This is a genomic window from Pseudoalteromonas xiamenensis (genome assembly GCF_030994125.1).
GTDB classification, from domain to species: Bacteria; Pseudomonadota; Gammaproteobacteria; order Enterobacterales; family Alteromonadaceae; genus Pseudoalteromonas; species Pseudoalteromonas xiamenensis_B.
This window is the reverse complement of the sequence record NZ_CP099918.1, coordinates 694443-710700: the sequence shown is the minus strand read 5'-3', so window position 1 is coordinate 710700 and position 16258 is coordinate 694443. Positions and strand designations below refer to the sequence as shown.

Below are 16258 nucleotides of genomic sequence, written 5' to 3'. Positions count from 1 at the left end.
CATTGCCCCGTTTTTCTTTGAACAAACGCATGTCTATAAATCAAAGTGGCTTAGCCATTTTGCCTACATCGATGGTCAGTCACTAATAGTTTTATAAATGTAATGAATCATCCGTACTTTTTTTAGTAAAATGTTCGATGTATTTACGTTTGAAGGTCACATAATGAATTTCTGGGAATCAAAATCACTTAACGAAATGTCAGATACGGAATGGGAGTCATTATGTGACGGTTGTGGTAAGTGTTGCCTACATTCCTTTATAGACTCAGATTATGAAGACGATGCTGATGGTTTTACGGCCCTTCGCCCCGGTGAAACGTTGGTATTTACCAACATTGCTTGTGAGTACCTTGACGATCAAACCTGTGGTTGTAAAGACTATATAAATCGACTAACCAATGTGCCAACTTGTGTAAAGCTGCATAAAGATAACATCGAACAAGCGTATTTTATGCCTCAGAGTTGTGCATACAGACGAATGCTAGAAGGGAGAGGATTACCGAGTTGGCATCCTCTTAGACATAATGGAAGTCGAGACAAAATGGAACAGTTAGGCATGACGGTCAAAGGAAGAGTGGTTAATGAAACAAAAGCTAACTTTGATCAATTTGAAGACTACGTTGTCGATTGGGCAGAACAAGATTTAGATTAGCTACTTCAACGTCAAATAAAACAATAGACAGTATCGGGTCTTTCACAAAATTAATATAAAAGACCCAAACCCAATATAGTAGGACGCAATTTAATTAAAAAATAGATCTCTTAACCCATCGCAATCTTATCTGAATTAGCACTGCTAAAAATAGGAGTGTATAAAAATCATTTGAACCACCAGAACTTTTGTCTGATTCGACATTCGATTTAGAGAGGCTATGTTTTGATGGATCTAATGGAAAAGCATCATTGCTATCTAGATATCCATCGTTGTCGTCGTCCGTATCTAAATTGTTTCCAATACCATCATTGTCAGTGTCCAACCATTCAGTTTTATCCAACGGGAACTTGTCTTCACTATCAATTACACTGTCGTTGTCATCATCTGTGTCTGTATTGTTACCTATTCCATCATTATCAGTATCGAGCCATTCAGAACTATCAAGTGGAAATAGGTCTAACTTGTCTTCGACACCGTCATTATCGTCGTCGTTGTCAGCATTGTTGCCTAATCCATCATTATCAGTATCGAGCCATTCATTTATATCTAAAGGAAATGCGTCTTCAATATCAGGGTATCCATCATTATCGTCGTCGTTGTCAGCATTGTTGCCTAATCCATCCATGTCAGTATCGAGCCACTCATTTATATCTAAAGGAAATGCGTCTTCACTATCAGGATATCCATCATTGTCATCATCTAAATCTACGTCATTTGGAATACCATCGCCGTCGGTATCTAAATAAGGCGTAATAGTATTACTTCTGAAAGTACGTGCGAATCCATCTGTATCGGTAAAGTCTATTTTTACAGACAAATTTTTTCCAACATCACTATCTTGAATAAGATAACTTGATTGGTTTGCATTAGGGATACTTAATTCACCTAAATACCACTGGTAACGGAGAGTGCCAACAAAATCCGAGTTTAATAAATTCGTAACTGCACTAACCAATAGGTTTGGAGATGCCTGACCTTTTATTTCGACAACAACTTTTGGAGGGGTTGTACCATCGCGAAAGTAATAAAGCTCATTTCCATAAGTTTCATGTTCTCCAGAGAACAGTACCACATCATCCAACACCGCTAATTTGTTGAAAATCGAGCCTGTAAATCCATCTTCCAGAGGTAATTGAAATTGCTTACCTTTTAGCAAATAGGTTAATTGTTTCTTGTATCCTAACTGAGTGGTAATGAAGAGCCTAGATTTAAAAAGATCCAGAGAAGTAGGTGATTTATTTTCTATAGTAGAGAATTTATTGATTTTAAAATCATAAGAGTAAAGGTGCTCTTGGTCGCCAATGTACGCAATGTCTTCAAGTCGCGAATACGATGCAACAATAGAGATAACTTGACTATCAGCAAGAGAATTTATTTTGTTACCGTTGTAATCATAAATATATAGCTTGCAAAAATCTTCGCTATTTGAATGAGATATCAAAAGTAAATTTTTTTCAACTATTGGGTAGGCAGCGCAAAGTCGATAACTTGAGGGAAGACTTAAGAGCTCTCTTAGACTTTGAAGTTTCGCGTTTTCTGCTAGATAAATGTGAAATTCTTGCCCTGATTCGTAGGTGTCGATGAGTATAAATTGATCGTTATAAGCCAGGGCGTTATTGAGGTGATTTGGATATGTAAGTGATAGCAATTCTTGCAAACTGCCTTGTTTGTCTAGAGTAATTAATTTGTTTTCAGAAAAGAAAAATAGTTTTTCAGCAGAAGATGCAGCTTTCCAGATTTTTTTATAATCTTGTGATATTTTTTTAGTCCATTCTGATAAAGGTAGATGCCTTCTTTTGAAATATAATATAGCTTATTCAAGTGTTTTAAAATTTCATCATTTGAATTTGGCTCTAAGAAGTTATCTAGTTGAATTTTAGAAAACTTGAAGTCCTTCAAACTAAAGCTTGCCAAACTTACCGCGTATGAATCTGGAGTTGTCTTATAAAAAAAGTACGCATTGTCATCGATGTATACTGGGCAACCGGAAATGATTCCTCTGAAAATCTCTTTATTTAGGTCGAAAACCAAGCTTGCATTTTCTCCGGAATACTTGTAAATGGCAGAAGAGCTATCTTCTTTGAATAGGTTGTTGTTGCTTGCTATAAAATACGTAACATCGCCATGTAACGAATAACATTTAGGTGCTGTTGCTTCATATGCAATATTAAAATCTTTTACACTAACCAGTTTTTTATGATTATTATCAAACTTAAACCATTCTTTACCTAACTTTCCGTCTGAAACTAGAGCATATAAAGAGTTATCAGCCGAATAAATTTTACTTACGTCATTGGTTCCTGAATTTGAGTATGGCTCAATCTCATAAATTGAGTTATCAAGAAGATTTAAATTGTATACTTTTCTAAAACCATAATTATGCAGCTTGAATCCATATGTGAAGTAAAGAGAGTTGTTGACGAGCTTTATTTCCACATCACTCCATGGAAATAATTTGTTTTCACTTTCTGTTACGCCAAAGCTTGTTAATTTGGAGGAACGTTTTTTAGCAAAGTCATATGCAAAAAGTTCTGGTGCACTTTCCTCATGTTTTGAAAAGTAATAGAAAAAATCATTAGTCAACAATACAGAGGATGGTTGGTAAATTCCATTTGAATAAAATATCAATTCTGAAATTTCAGTATCGTTATTGTATCTATAGATCTTTTTGTCTAATCCATCCAAATTTTGTGTTTCAAATACGATTGAATTTTCATTCGAAGCTAGAATGTTGGCGCTATTTTGAAATGATTTGAGTTCAATTGCTTTTGGCGAATTTAAGGTGTAGCTGTAAATCTTTGAACTGTTGTTAATTGCTGAGCGTGCAGTAAAATATAACGTATCTTGTACTACGAAAAGGCCCGACTGTTTGAAGTAGCCACTTTCTAAAGGCAGTATTTTGCTTGAACCATTTTGCAAATCTACTTCGTGAATAAAATAATAAACTGAATTTTCACCATCGTCTAACCAGGTTGAAATAAAAAGTTTATTACCAATGAATTTAACATCCTCAATTTCTAAGGTTTCAATCCAAGTATTTTCAAAGGTTAGAGAAGTAATTATAACCGCTGATTTTTCAGCTTCATTAAATGCTCTAACAACTATTTTATCATCAGCAATGTTTAAAAAATATAAATTTGAATCATGGGCGTAGAATCGTGAAGGTGTTGTTATAGAAACGTGGGTCTGTGCATCTTTTATAACTTCTATCCGATCGGTACTTTCATTGTAAAGTGAAAGTCCTTGCTCGACATTAACAAAAAGTTCTCCATTGAACTTTATGATATCTGCGTTTGTGCTAGATGCAGTAGCTTTGTTGATTTTATCGACTAGGCTTACAGTATCGGCTAAAGACGATTGCGAGTGAACGAAAAAGAATAATAAAACTTGAGCGATTATAAGATTTAGAGTTTTCAATGTGTATGTCCTTGTACAATTGTTGTACCTATATTAAATCTTAAATCATAGAAAGACAAACAACGAACTGATTTTTTTTGCTCTATTTCATTTTTCAACTTGGTTACAAAATTAGGGCATAACGCGCTGATTTTATATCTAATCTAAATCATCAATTGATGTCATTTTCAACCTTGTCAAAACCACTAGTTTGTCGCGTTTAATTGGATTTGAATTGAGGAAGAGTAAAATGCATTAAGCTGTATAGAGGAGGGCGATGGCCCTACCTCAGATCTAAGTTGAAATGTCCTGCTGTGTAGGTAAGGCGGAGAAAGCGCCTTTTTTTGTAACAGCAAAAGCTCCGCAGCGAACCGCAAACTCAAGCATTTTATTTATCTCGCTTATATTATTAGCCACAAATCCAATGTCAGTTAGCGAAAGTTGCTTATCCAAATAGGTGAGCATACCACCAACAAAAGCATCACCGGCAGCGGTTGTGTCAATGGCGGTAACCTTGGGCGTTAAAACCTCTCCTGAAAGTCCTTTACTTGTATAAAAGCGAACAGGGTTAACGCCGTCAGTAATGATGAGTAATTTTACACCCTTGGAGAGGAGTTGAGATATTGTGTGTTCTGTCCCGAGGTTAATGTGGCTTTTTTCATTCAAGTACTCGAGTTCTTCTTTCGATAACTTCAGGATATCGCTCAGCGTTATCACATGCCATATACGTTCAGTAAGATACCGTGTCGAAACCCATAAATTCTCGCGTAGGTTCAGATCAAAACTGACGACCGCACCATGTTCCTTCGCCTGCGTGAGAGCATGAATGGTTGTTTTATATATGCGTTGTTCCGTTAGACTGTTACTACAAACGTGGAGAATGTCAGCTTCTTTGAACATACGACTTTCGAAATCGGAAGAGTTGAAAAGTAGGTCAGCTGCGGGTGGGCGATAAAAACTGAAGCTCCTCTCGCCTTGTGGGTCAAGTGAAACAAACGCTAACGCCGTTTTTGCATCTTTAGTTATTTTACAATACTGCGTATCTACACCGAAACGCTCAAGCTCATCGAGCAGAAAGCGCCCGAACATATCATCGCCAACCATACCACAAAAAGCACTTTTTACACCTAAGTTCGATGCAGCAACGGCAACATTGGCAGGCGCACCCCCTGCGTATTTCGTAAATGATTCGGGCGTTTTTCCGTCGGACAGAAAATCGATCAATACTTCGCCAAAGCAAACTAAACTCATGAAGTTGATCCTTTTAGTTGATATGCTCTTAAAACTTCGTAACACGCCCCCATGGTATGATAATCTGTTTTACCGGCAGGACTTTTCTCGTCGCTATAAGCGCTATTCTGTTGAGATAAAACACGATACCAAGCACCATGTGTGTGGTCTATCATGAATGCCCAACTATATTCCCAGATTTTATCATACCAATCCCAGTATTTCGGATCGTTAGTTTCTAATGCGAGCAATGCTGCTGCTGCAAAACTTTCTGCTTGGACCCAAAAGTATTTGTCACCATCGCACACTTGATATGTAGGGTCAAAACCATAGACGATACCTTTGTGTTCGTCATCCCAGGCATATTTAAGTGCAGTATCAAACAAGGTTCTAGCCTGGTCGACTAACCATGGCATAGGTTTATGTCTATTTAAGATAAGTAATAGTTTAGACCACTCTGTTTGATGTCCAGGCTGAAAACCCCAGGGACGAAACAGGTGTTTAGGATCTGATTTATTGTAATCCCAGTCTATTTCCCAATCGCGATTATAATGTTCCCAAACCAGTCCGTTCTTAGGCGACGCTTGCTTATTTATCATTCTGTCGGCCAATGAATAGGCTCGCTCTAGGTACTTTTGGTCACTAGTTGCTTCAAACACCATAAGAAGCGCTTCACACATGTGCATGTTGGCATTCTGCCCTCGATAGCTGCCCGCGATACTAAAGTCATCATTGTATTCGTCTAAATAAAGTTGGTACTTAGGTTCGAAGTATTTGTCCTCCAATAGCGTCCAAACCCGCTCGATTGTACATTTTGCAGATGTAACACCAGCTTTCAAAGCTATTGCATTTGCAAGCAGTACAAATGCAAGACCATAACAGTGATTTGTGCCATCGAGTACGGTATTGCCTTCTATTAACCATGCGTAGCCACCCGACGGTTGCTTGTGAACATTTTCCAAAAAAGCGAGGCCATGTATCACAAGTTCTAAGTCTTTTTGCTCGGCTGTATGGAGATAGCGCATTGCGTAATTAAAAACAAAACGCGTACTTGAGACAAGGTGACGTGTATTTTTTTCATATACAGAGCCATCGTCTTTAAAATAGTGAAAAAAACCACCATTTTCATCAACTGCTCGATGACGATAAAACGCATAAATCGAATCGATATGTTGGTTTAAAAATTCTGAACTTCTAAAATTTGGTGACATATAAAAATCCTAGTTTTTATTTAGTAGTACTATAGAACGTTTGAGTGTCATTTGGAACGGTCCAATAAAACATTTGTGATTTTCTTGTAACAATGTGTAGAATCGAAAAATCCCTTGATCTGGAGACAACAAGTGAGTGAGATAAACACCAATCAAACTTATGTTGCGGCGAGTAATGACGAGAATAAAAATTACGCATTACCGTTAGCAGCAATGACAACTCTATTTTTCTTGTGGGGTTTCATAACGGTGCTTAATGACGTTTTGATCCCGCGTTTAAAAGGCGTTTTTGACCTAAGTTATACTGAAGCAATGATGATTCAATTCTGCTTTTTCAGTGCATACTTTGTTATTTCTTTGCCAGCTGGCGCACTCGTTAAAAAATTTGGCTATAAAAATGGTGTGTTAAGCGGTTTGCTCATCGCATCAGCAGGCTGTTTACTCTTTTACCCTGCCGTTGTTGTTCACGAGTTTTGGCTATTTTTGGGCGCGTTATTTGTACTAGCTTCGGGTATTACCATTTTGCAAGTGTCCGCAAATCCATACGTTGCGGCGTTAGGTCCGGCTAAAACAGCGTCTAGTCGACTTAACCTTGCCCAAGCACTTAACTCTTTGGGCACGACTATTGGTCCTTACGTTGGAGCGATGTTGCTGTTTGGTGCAGCAGGCACTCTAGCTGCAGATGCAGGCACGGCTGACAACGTAAAAGTACCCTATTTGATGCTCGCTGCCGCGTTGCTCACTATTGCGGTCGTATTTGCTTTTTTAAAATTACCCACAATTGCCGCACATTCTGAAGAACAGGATTGCGTTGCTAAAGGACATACATTAACGGAAGCGCCGCATTTGATGTTCGGTGTAGCAGCAATCTTTTGCTACGTTGGCGGGGAAGTGGCAATAGGTAGTTTCTTAGTCAATTACTTTGGTCAAGCAAACATCGCCGGGCTAGAAGAGCATGCAGCAGCCAAACTCATTGCCTATTACTGGGGCGGTGCAATGGTTGGTCGTTTTATTGGATCAGCCGCTTTACAAAAAGTGCTTCCATCTAATGCTTTGTTGTTTAACGCTATTTGCATTATTGCACTCCTTATTATCACAATGAATACGAGTGGGAATATTGCGATGTACAGTGTTCTTGCAATCGGTCTATTCAACTCAATTATGTTCCCAACTATATTCTCAATTGCGATTGATGGCTTGGGCTCACTCACCAGTAAAGGCTCTGGTTGGTTATGTTTAGCTATTGTAGGTGGAGCACTTGTGCCGTTACTTCAAGGTGTTATAGCGGATTCGGCCGGTATTCAGCTATCATTTGTTATTCCACTTATTTGTTATGTTTATATAGCTTGGTACGCAAAGAGTTACGTCAAACTGCATTCTGTCTGGCATGAAAAAGTAGGACTTAAATAACTCTCGGCAAATAACGCGTGATTTAAGTTTGAACAGCCAATAACGCTGGATGTTTGAAGACCCTTACAGAATGTAATCATCTCTGCTCAAAAGGTATGGCTCCCCATACCTTTTTTCATTTGTATTCTTTGAATGCACATCTTTGAATGCACATTGTTACTAATTTATTAACTGCAATTCGTCGAATAGGTATTGAATACGTATTCATCCTAGGTATATGATAAATTAAACTGGAACGATCCAACAATAATTAAAGGAACGAGAATGAAACGTTCAGCTGTGCTTTTAACCCTAATTTGTGGGCTAACGAGTGTCTTATTTAGCGTAGCGGTAAAAAGCGCCAATTTGAGCAAAACTAACCTCGACTATGTAGATCCGTTTATTGGAACGGGTGGGGATGGGCATTTGTTTCCTGGCGCCGTTGTACCCTTTGGAATGGTTCAGTTGAGTCCAGACACGGACAATCCGATGCGTGGACAAAGTCCACAACCTGAGATTTACAAACGGTGCGCTGGCTATCATTACGACGATAATACTATTACTGGATTTTCACATACTCATTTTTCAGGAACCGGCCATTCAGATCTTGGGGACCTGTTGATGATCCCAATTACCGGGGAAGTTAAAACGTCAGCTGGAACAAAAGAAGATCCGGACTCCGGTTATCGTTCTCGATTCTCACATGAAAAAGAATCCGCTTCACCTGGCTACTATCAAGTTGAGCTGTTGGATTACAACGTTAATGTTGAACTTACGTCATCCCCTCGTGTAGGAATGCATCGTTACGATTTCAAAGGGCAAAAAGAAGGGCACGTATTGTTCGACTTAACGGCGGCGATCTACAATTTTAAAAATAAAGTATTGTGGAGTGATATTCGCCAGATAGACGCAAATACGTTAGTTGCTTATCGTTCCACAAATGGATGGGCTGAGAATCGTCCAATGTACTTTGCAATTACCTTTTCAAAACCAATTCAAAGTTTAGAATTTATCAATGAAGATAACATGCGTTACCGCTGTATGGGATGTCTCGGCACGAGTAAACATAGCACTATCGAAAACAAGGCTGTGAAAAAAGCATCGGGCAAAGCATTAAAAGCCGTTGCGTCATTTAACGAGTTAGATAAAGAACCTTTACTTGTGAAAGTTGCGCTCTCTGCAGTGAGTCGCAAAAATGCGCTTGAAAATTTGACTGCTGAAATACCACATTGGGACTTTGATAAAGTTCGCGCGGCTGCAGAAACACAGTGGCTGAGTTATTTAAATAAAGTAAATGTAGAGGGATCAAACGTCCAAAAACGTCAGTTTTACACCGCTCTCTATCATGCACTTCAAGCACCAAGTTTATATCAAGATGTTAACGGTCAATATCTCGGAGTTGATGGTGAAATTCACGATGGCAAACACTTTGAGCACTATACTCTGTTCTCTCTTTGGGACACGTATCGAGCACTTCACCCTCTTTTGACGTATGTAGACCCAGATCGCGTGTCTGGCATGATCCAATCTATGCTCGTTCACTACCAGCAAAGTTACGAAAAAATGTTACCTGTGTGGTCATTTCACGGTCATGAAACATGGACAATGATAGGCTACCATGCGGTATCAGTTATTGCAGATGCCTATTTAAAAGGTATTCGTAATTACGATGTGGATTTAGCTGTCGAAGCCATTTTGAATACATCGAACAACCCAGTTTACGACGCCATTCCCGAGTACTTAAATTACGGCTACGTGCCTCGAGACGTATTGCCAGAGTCCGTTTCGATGACGCTGGAATACGCTTATGATGATTTTGCAATTGCAAGAATGTTCGAGGTGATGGGCAAGCAAAAAGAAGCAGAAACTTACTATTCAAGAGCATTCAATTATAGAAACGTTTATGACAAACAAACCGGCTATATGCGTGGGCGAGATAGTAAAGGTGAATGGGAACCAGATTTTAATCCAATGGAAGCAAAATACATGGGGTCGTATACAGAAGGAAACGCCAAACAGTATAGCTTTTACGTTCCTCATGACGTTGCAGGACTCATCGATTTGATTGGAGGCGATACGAAATTTGAAGCGCGTCTAGATGCGCTCTTTGACACCCACCTTTCAGCGGAAATGATCAAGGAACACGAAGATATTGCAGGTTTGATAGGGAACTATGCACACGGTAATGAACCAAGCCATCATATTGCCTATCTCTATAACTACGCAGGGAAACCTTGGCGTACGCAAGAACGTATTCGTCAAATAATGGATACTCTCAATTCAGATAAACCAGATGGTCTCGCAGGGAATGACGACGTTGGACAAATGTCAGCATGGTATATCTTTTCAGCACTCGGATTTTACCCTGTTGCACCGGGTGATTTGAGCTACGCGATCGGCGCGCCACAGATTAACCGCGCAGAACTCAAACTGCCTAACGGTAAAACGTTCAACATGATTGCTCAAGGCCTGAATGACGAGAATAAATACATCCAACAAGTGTCTCTAAATGGGAAGGCGTTGTCTCGTAGCTACATTACACATCAAGACATTATGTCAGGCGGTACATTGCACTTCGTGATGGGTAATACAGCGAACAAAACATGGGGCAGTGAGCAAAAAAGCCGCCCAGTTAGTCTTTCGGAGTATAAGAAATGAAAAATATTATAACGACACTCGGTTTGTTTTTTTCGATTGTTTCGCCTGCTGCTTATTCACAGATTGATACGACCGTTAAAGCTATTTCATTTGCACCAGACGAAGCGTGGCAATCATTCCGTTTGCCGAAAATTACGTTAGTGAACGAGGTAAATGACCACACTACGGTTTGGAGTTTACTCACGCCTGGCACTGTCAGTATCGTTTCGGAAAGAGTGGCAAGATTGCTCTATCTAGATGTAAATGCAGCCCCTTCTTTACCCGTTCTAACTATTGCCTTGAAGGAAATGAAAGGGGTTGCATACAAAGATGGCGATTTTAATTCGGCCAGTATTTTTGTCAGTCGTGAATACCTAGAAAATTTTCAGAATAAAAATGGACAACAAAAAGCATATGATGAACTTATCGGTATTTTATTTCACGAAATTGCGCATGCATATCAATATGATGATAGGAATTACGAAGAAATTGGGCCTATCATTGAAGGCATTGCTGACCTTGTTCGTTTGAAAGCAGGTTACATTTCTCAAAGTGTGCAAAAGGTGGGTGGACACTATGACAGTGGCTATAAGACAACGGCGTTTTATCTGCATTGGTTGGAATCAAACAATAAAGAAGACTATTTAGTAAAGATTAACGAAAGTTTATCACCATACGATGATGTGAAATGGTCATGGCCTTATTTCGCGAAGCGATTTGGAGTTTCGTTGGAAGCCTCATGGAGCGAATATCAAAAACAACTAGCCGAAAAATAACCTATGAGGAGCCTGGCTCCTCTATCGGCTTTAAACGCGAATAAGTTTGCGAAACGTCTACTCAAAACGGGAAGGCCTAACATTTAGGGGGAAGGTCATACCTAAAAAACTTGAAAATGAAAGTTTACCTGTAACGATTAAAGAACACGTTAATTTGGTCGATATCGAAGACACGCTACTGTTTTTTTGATAAAACAAAACTGTCTCCATAAAAAATAAAGGCTTAGGATGTTCAACAGTCTAAAATTTACAACAAAAGTGACGTTAGCCGCATCTCTCTTACTTGTCGTTGTGCTCGGGCTCTTTACGCTCAATAACTTTTTCGCGATGCGCGCACAAACTCAAGAACAGCTCAATTCCGTTCTCAACGAAATTTCCCAATCGGTTTCTCGAAATATTGCCAACTGGCTTAATGCAAAACTTGATATTGTTAAGTCAGTTGCACAAGGGCATGAAGACAGTGATTCGAAACAAGCGGTATTGCGTCGTTTAAAGTCCGCCGACATCGCGGGCAACTTTAAAAACGTTTATATCGGTAAACGTGACGGGACGTTTATCCTCGATGATCAATCTATCGTCTTGCCTCCTGATTACGATGCAACACAACGTCCTTGGTTTAAATTGGCTAAAGATAAACGAGATGTGGCGTTTACCTCACCGTATATTGATGTGACAACGAACGAATTAACGATTACTGCGGTTGTACCGATGCTGGATGGTAGTCAATTTAATGGTGTTGCTGGTGGAGACATCGACATGGCCGTGATTGCCAAGATCGTGAATGAAATCGATTTTCTCGGGTACGGCTACGCCTTTTTGACTGACAAAGATGGTCGAATCCTGAGTCATCCAAACAATAAATTTAATGATAAGCCGGTCTCAGATTTGTTTGGCGAAACGATTGAGCTAAATTCAAATTTCATGGAACACCAAGTTGAAGGTCAAACTAAACTAGTGTCTTTTATCAAGATTAACGGAATTAAAAACGTCGATTGGTACCTAGGCGTCGTGATAAACAAAGAAATCGCCTATGCGTCTGTCGCGTCAACGCGAAATATGGCAGCGATTTATATGTTAATCGGTGTTATCGCGGTTATTGTGATGATGCAGTTATTGCTCAAATACCTCATGGCACCAATGCACCAATTAAATGATACGATAAAAGATATCGCCCAAGGTGAGGGGGACTTAACTAAGCGACTGGAAGTTATGAATGACGATGAATTCGGTGAATTATCGCGTTATTTCAACTTATTTGTTGAGAAAATTCAGCAGTCTATCATCCAAGTAAAAGCATCAACGATAGAACTTGAGCGTTCAGTATCAAGTTTGGTCTCGAAAACGCGGTCTACCCTAGATATTTATGATGACCAAGTCAAACGCACCGACAGTGTCGCGACGGCAATTAATGAACTTTCATCGAGTGCAGTTGAAATCTCCAACAACGCACATCACGCGTCGTCGCTCGCAAGCGATGCTAATAAACTGTCTGTGTTGAGCCAAGAAACCTTGGCTGCAAACATTAGTTCTATTGAGCAACTTTCGCAAAAAATGCAAGAGGCCCAAAAAACGGTAGACAGTTTAGACAAACATACGGCAAGCATCGGACAGGTTCTGGAAGTTATCCGAGGAGTCTCTGAGCAGACGAATCTATTAGCGCTTAATGCTGCTATTGAAGCGGCACGAGCGGGAGAAGCTGGACGTGGTTTTGCGGTTGTTGCTGACGAAGTGCGACAACTTGCTCAGCGTACGCAAGAGTCAACACAGGAAATCCAAAATACCATAGCGCAATTGCAACAGGGGTCGACCGTGACAGTGTCCGTCATGAAGGCGAGCATAGAGGACTCGGCGCGAACCGTATCTCAGGCGAGTGATGCTGGAGAGCGAATGCAGGAAGTCAGTAATTCAATTGACGCGATTGACGGGGTTAACCATGCCGTAGCGAGTGCTACGCAGCAACAAAATAGCGTTATCCAATCATTGGACAGTGACATACATTCAATCAGCGACATGTCTATCCATGGAAAGGAAAATCTACAAAACACGTTAAACGAATGTACGAACATTAAGCGCCAATTTGAGGAGCTTGAAAAAATGGTTCTAAAATTCAAGGTATAAGTATTTCGAGTAAAAAGTGTTCTGAATAAAGAACACTTTTCAAAACTCGATTTTTAATGAAAAAAATTCGTGTTTTCTCGTACTAAGTTTCTTGTAAAAAATAAAAATTATTGATTAAACTCAGCGAAACCAAAGTGGCTCAATTTTTTTAGTTTTTATTCTTGTTAGGAACTAATACATGAAGAGATTTTATAAGCATCCGGTTAAGCCTGAATGGGGCTTCACTTGTGTTGATCTTGATGAGTGTAACGATGAGTTCGAAAGCTTCTTGTTTTCTGACGTCGGTGAAAAGAAATTAAAGGTATCTATTGCTAAAGCTAACTTAGTCGAGCTTGACCAAGGCGAGCTCAACGCCATAGATCCCGCATTGCTTGATAAACTAAAAGGTTTTTCTCGCAAAGAACTGTTTAGTGCAAAAGCACAGGCAGCGAAGAAAGAAGAAAAAGACAACGATGATGACATCGAGTTTGATGACATTGACCTCGGTGACGAAGCAGATTGGCTCGACGAGGAAGAAGAAGTCGAAGATTAATCGTTAAAGGCGGCCTGTGTGCCGCCTTTTTTAATAGCTATTCCTTTCATACAACACCACGCCGATGACTAAAACATTACACCTGTAATAAATCTGTATTAATTACGAAACATGCTTGTCATTTTCCACCAGTAAACTTTGCGCCAATTCAAATAAGCAACTTGCAATAATTAAGGTGTGTGCGATGAAGTGCGTGAAACCCCTGTTATTGGCGACAGCAATAGCAACGACGTTTGCTGCAGGCGCTAATGAACTTAATACTGTTATTGATAAAAGCAGTGCAATTAATGAGTCGGCTTCTAAATCTCAAACAAAGATCGATTCAATTACTGATTCAATGCAGTCTCGTTTAAACAAGTTTAAAACGTTAAACAAAGAAATTGATGGTTTAACAGTCTACAACGCTCAGCTTACCAAGCAAATTAACAACCAAATCGAAGAAATGGCCGCTATCAATGCATCGATGGACCAAGTTTCTGTGATTGAGCGTCAAATTACACCTTTAATGCTTCGAATGATCACAGGTCTTGAGCAATTTGTGGCACTTGATGTGCCTTTCTTACCTAAAGAGCGTGCAGAGCGTTTAGACAGCCTTAAAAAGCTCATGGAACGCGCTGACGTAACGAGCAGTGAAAAATTCCGCCGTGTACTTGAAGCTTACCAAGTCGAAATGGATTACGGTCGTACAATCGAAGCTTACACGTCTTTATTGCCAGTGAATGGTCAAGAGCGTGAAGTTGATTTCTTACGCATCGGTCGTTTAGAACTTCTTTATGTGACGAAAGATGGTTCACATGCAGGAAGCTGGGATGCAGACAAAAAGCAATTCGTTGAGCTTCCTGAGTCTAACATTTCACAAATCAACAAAGGTCTTCGTATCGCACGTAAACAACTTGCACCAGATATGTTGACACTACCAGTTCATGCTGCGGAGTAAGAGGTCACTATGAAACTGATTAAACAATTTTCAAAAGTAGCGATTATCGCAGCATCTGTCGCGATGAGCTCAGCGGCAATGGCTGATGAGCCGATGAACCTAGATGCGTTATTAAAAACGCTTGAACAAGGTCAGGTTGCACAGACAAAAGAAAACAAAGCACGTGAAGCCGAATTCAAAGCAAAAGAATCTGAGCAGCTTAGTATGCTCAAATCACTTGAGCAGAATCGCAATGCGAAACTTCAAGACTCTGAGCGTCTAGAGACTCAATTTGAAGAAAATGAAATCAAATTATCCAACCTTTCAGATACGCTTTCTAAGCGCATGGGTTCTTTGAAAGAACTGTTTGGTGTTCTTCAACAAGTATCTGGTGATAGCAGCAACAAATTCATGACGTCAGTAGTTTCTGCTGAAATTCATGGTCGTAGTGATGAGATGAGCGAGCTTGCGCAGAAGATGGGGTCAACAACGCGTTTAGCGTCAATTGAAGACATCGAAAAAGTATGGTTCGAATTACAACGTGAAATGACAGAGCAAGGTAAAGTTAAGCGCTTTACAGCGGATGTGATTGTTAACGGTGGCGAAAAGCAAGCAAAAGAAGTGGTTCGCGTTGGCGCGTTTAACTTAATCGCAGATGGTAAATACCTTAACTACAACTCAGCGACTGGCACATTATCAGAACTTACCCGTCAACCAGTATCTCGTTATACGGCGACTGCGGGTGAATTGCAAAACGCAACTTCTGGCTTAACGGATTTCGCACTTGATCCAACAGGTGGCTCAATCCTAGGTCTACTAGTTCAAGCGCCTACAACGGAAGAACAAATTCACCAAGGTGATACTGTAGGCTATGTAATCATTGGTGTTGGTCTTGTTGCTCTTCTAATCGCATTAGAACGTTTCTTCGCATTGATGCTAATGGGCATGAAAATCAATCGTCAGCTTAAAGATTCTACAGCACGTGATGACAACCCACTTGGTCGCGTTATGAAAGTTAAAGACCAATACCCAAATGTTGCTTACGACACGTTAGAACTAAAGTTGAGCGAAGCAATTCTTCGTGAAATGCCAAAGATTACGCGTAATCTAACGCTTATTAAGATTATCTCTGTCGTTGCTCCACTACTAGGTCTTCTAGGTACAGTAACCGGTATGATCAATACGTTCCAAGCAATCACATTGTTTGGTACAGGTGACCCGAAACTAATGGCTGGTGGTATTTCACAAGCACTTATTACAACGGTACTTGGTCTTGTAGTCGCAATTCCAACGGTATTCTTGTACACAATTTTGAATACTCGCTCGAAAAACCTATTGCTTATTCTTCAAGAGCAATCGGCGGGCATTATCGCTGAGCGAAGTGAAAAAGGAGCGTAA

Annotated in this window: 12 protein-coding genes; 8 read left to right on the top strand and 4 right to left on the bottom strand. The window is 39.9% G+C overall.

Annotated elements, in window-relative coordinates:
- Nucleotides 1–163: 163 nt before the first annotated feature.
- Nucleotides 164–652, top strand: coding sequence for a YcgN family cysteine cluster protein (locus NI389_RS20145; RefSeq protein WP_308363303.1), 489 nt, complete (start codon nt 164–166; stop codon nt 650–652).
- 94 nt (nt 653–746) lie between these two features.
- On the opposite strand, the gene NI389_RS20140 is transcribed toward NI389_RS20145, so the two are convergent.
- The 4 genes from NI389_RS20140 to NI389_RS20125 form a co-directional block, all read right to left on the bottom strand.
- Nucleotides 747–2312, bottom strand: a complete 1566-nt coding sequence (locus NI389_RS20140; RefSeq protein WP_308363302.1) for a thrombospondin type 3 repeat-containing protein — start codon at nt 2310–2312, stop codon at nt 747–749.
- A 23-nt stretch (nt 2313–2335) separates the two neighbouring features.
- Entirely contained in the window at nt 2336–4072 is a 1737-nt protein-coding gene (locus NI389_RS20135) for a hypothetical protein (protein WP_308363301.1), read from the bottom strand.
- Between the two features lie 273 nt (nt 4073–4345).
- Nucleotides 4346–5302: a carbohydrate kinase family protein gene (locus NI389_RS20130; RefSeq protein WP_308363299.1), complete on the bottom strand. Its 957-nt coding sequence runs from the start codon at nt 5300–5302 to the stop codon at nt 4346–4348.
- Entirely contained in the window at nt 5299–6492 is a 1194-nt protein-coding gene (locus NI389_RS20125; protein WP_308363297.1) for an AGE family epimerase/isomerase, read from the bottom strand. Before NI389_RS20125 ends, NI389_RS20130 begins: the two co-directional genes overlap by 4 nt.
- 132 nt (nt 6493–6624) lie before the next feature.
- On the opposite strand from NI389_RS20125, the gene NI389_RS20120 reads away from it, so the two are divergent.
- The 7 genes from NI389_RS20120 to NI389_RS20090 all read left to right on the top strand — a co-directional run bounded on the left by NI389_RS20120 (nt 6625) and on the right by NI389_RS20090 (nt 16258).
- The gene (locus tag NI389_RS20120; protein ID WP_308363296.1) at nt 6625–7902 is read left to right on the top strand and encodes a sugar MFS transporter; all 1278 of its coding nucleotides are present in this window, start codon (nt 6625–6627) and stop codon (nt 7900–7902) included.
- A gap of 264 nt (nt 7903–8166) precedes the next feature.
- The gene (locus tag NI389_RS20115) at nt 8167–10539 is read left to right on the top strand and encodes a GH92 family glycosyl hydrolase (protein ID WP_308363295.1); all 2373 of its coding nucleotides are present in this window, start codon (nt 8167–8169) and stop codon (nt 10537–10539) included.
- On the top strand, nt 10536–11294 hold the full coding sequence (locus NI389_RS20110; protein ID WP_308363294.1) for a basic secretory protein-like protein: 759 nt from the start codon (nt 10536–10538) through the stop codon (nt 11292–11294). The genes NI389_RS20115 and NI389_RS20110 overlap by 4 nt, the downstream gene beginning before the upstream one ends.
- A gap of 228 nt (nt 11295–11522) precedes the next feature.
- Entirely contained in the window at nt 11523–13412 is a 1890-nt protein-coding gene (locus NI389_RS20105) for a methyl-accepting chemotaxis protein (protein ID WP_308363293.1), read from the top strand.
- Nucleotides 13413–13590: 178 nt separating this feature from the next.
- Nucleotides 13591–13944, top strand: coding sequence for a hypothetical protein (locus tag NI389_RS20100; RefSeq protein WP_308363292.1), 354 nt, complete (start codon nt 13591–13593; stop codon nt 13942–13944).
- A gap of 184 nt (nt 13945–14128) precedes the next feature.
- Complete coding sequence (locus NI389_RS20095) at nt 14129–14881, top strand: DUF3450 domain-containing protein (protein ID WP_308363291.1); 753 nt, start codon at nt 14129–14131, stop codon at nt 14879–14881.
- A 9-nt stretch (nt 14882–14890) separates the two neighbouring features.
- Nucleotides 14891–16258 carry a MotA/TolQ/ExbB proton channel family protein gene (locus tag NI389_RS20090; RefSeq protein WP_308363290.1) on the top strand — a complete coding sequence of 456 codons (1368 nt, stop codon included), beginning with the start codon at nt 14891–14893 and terminating at the stop codon, nt 16256–16258.

Coding starts and splice junctions, on each gene's coding strand:
- NI389_RS20095 (WP_308363291.1), top strand. CDS start 14,129: ATGAAGTGCGTGAAACCCCTGTTATTGGCGACAGCAATAGCAACGACG.
- NI389_RS20110 (WP_308363294.1), top strand. CDS start 10,536: ATGAAAAATATTATAACGACACTCGGTTTGTTTTTTTCGATTGTTTCG.
- NI389_RS20105 (WP_308363293.1), top strand. CDS start 11,523: ATGTTCAACAGTCTAAAATTTACAACAAAAGTGACGTTAGCCGCATCT.
- NI389_RS20125 (WP_308363297.1), bottom strand. CDS start 6,492: ATGTCACCAAATTTTAGAAGTTCAGAATTTTTAAACCAACATATCGAT.
- NI389_RS20130 (WP_308363299.1), bottom strand. CDS start 5,302: ATGAGTTTAGTTTGCTTTGGCGAAGTATTGATCGATTTTCTGTCCGAC.
- NI389_RS20145 (WP_308363303.1), top strand. CDS start 164: ATGAATTTCTGGGAATCAAAATCACTTAACGAAATGTCAGATACGGAA.
- NI389_RS20100 (WP_308363292.1), top strand. CDS start 13,591: ATGAAGAGATTTTATAAGCATCCGGTTAAGCCTGAATGGGGCTTCACT.
- NI389_RS20115 (WP_308363295.1), top strand. CDS start 8,167: ATGAAACGTTCAGCTGTGCTTTTAACCCTAATTTGTGGGCTAACGAGT.
- NI389_RS20090 (WP_308363290.1), top strand. CDS start 14,891: ATGAAACTGATTAAACAATTTTCAAAAGTAGCGATTATCGCAGCATCT.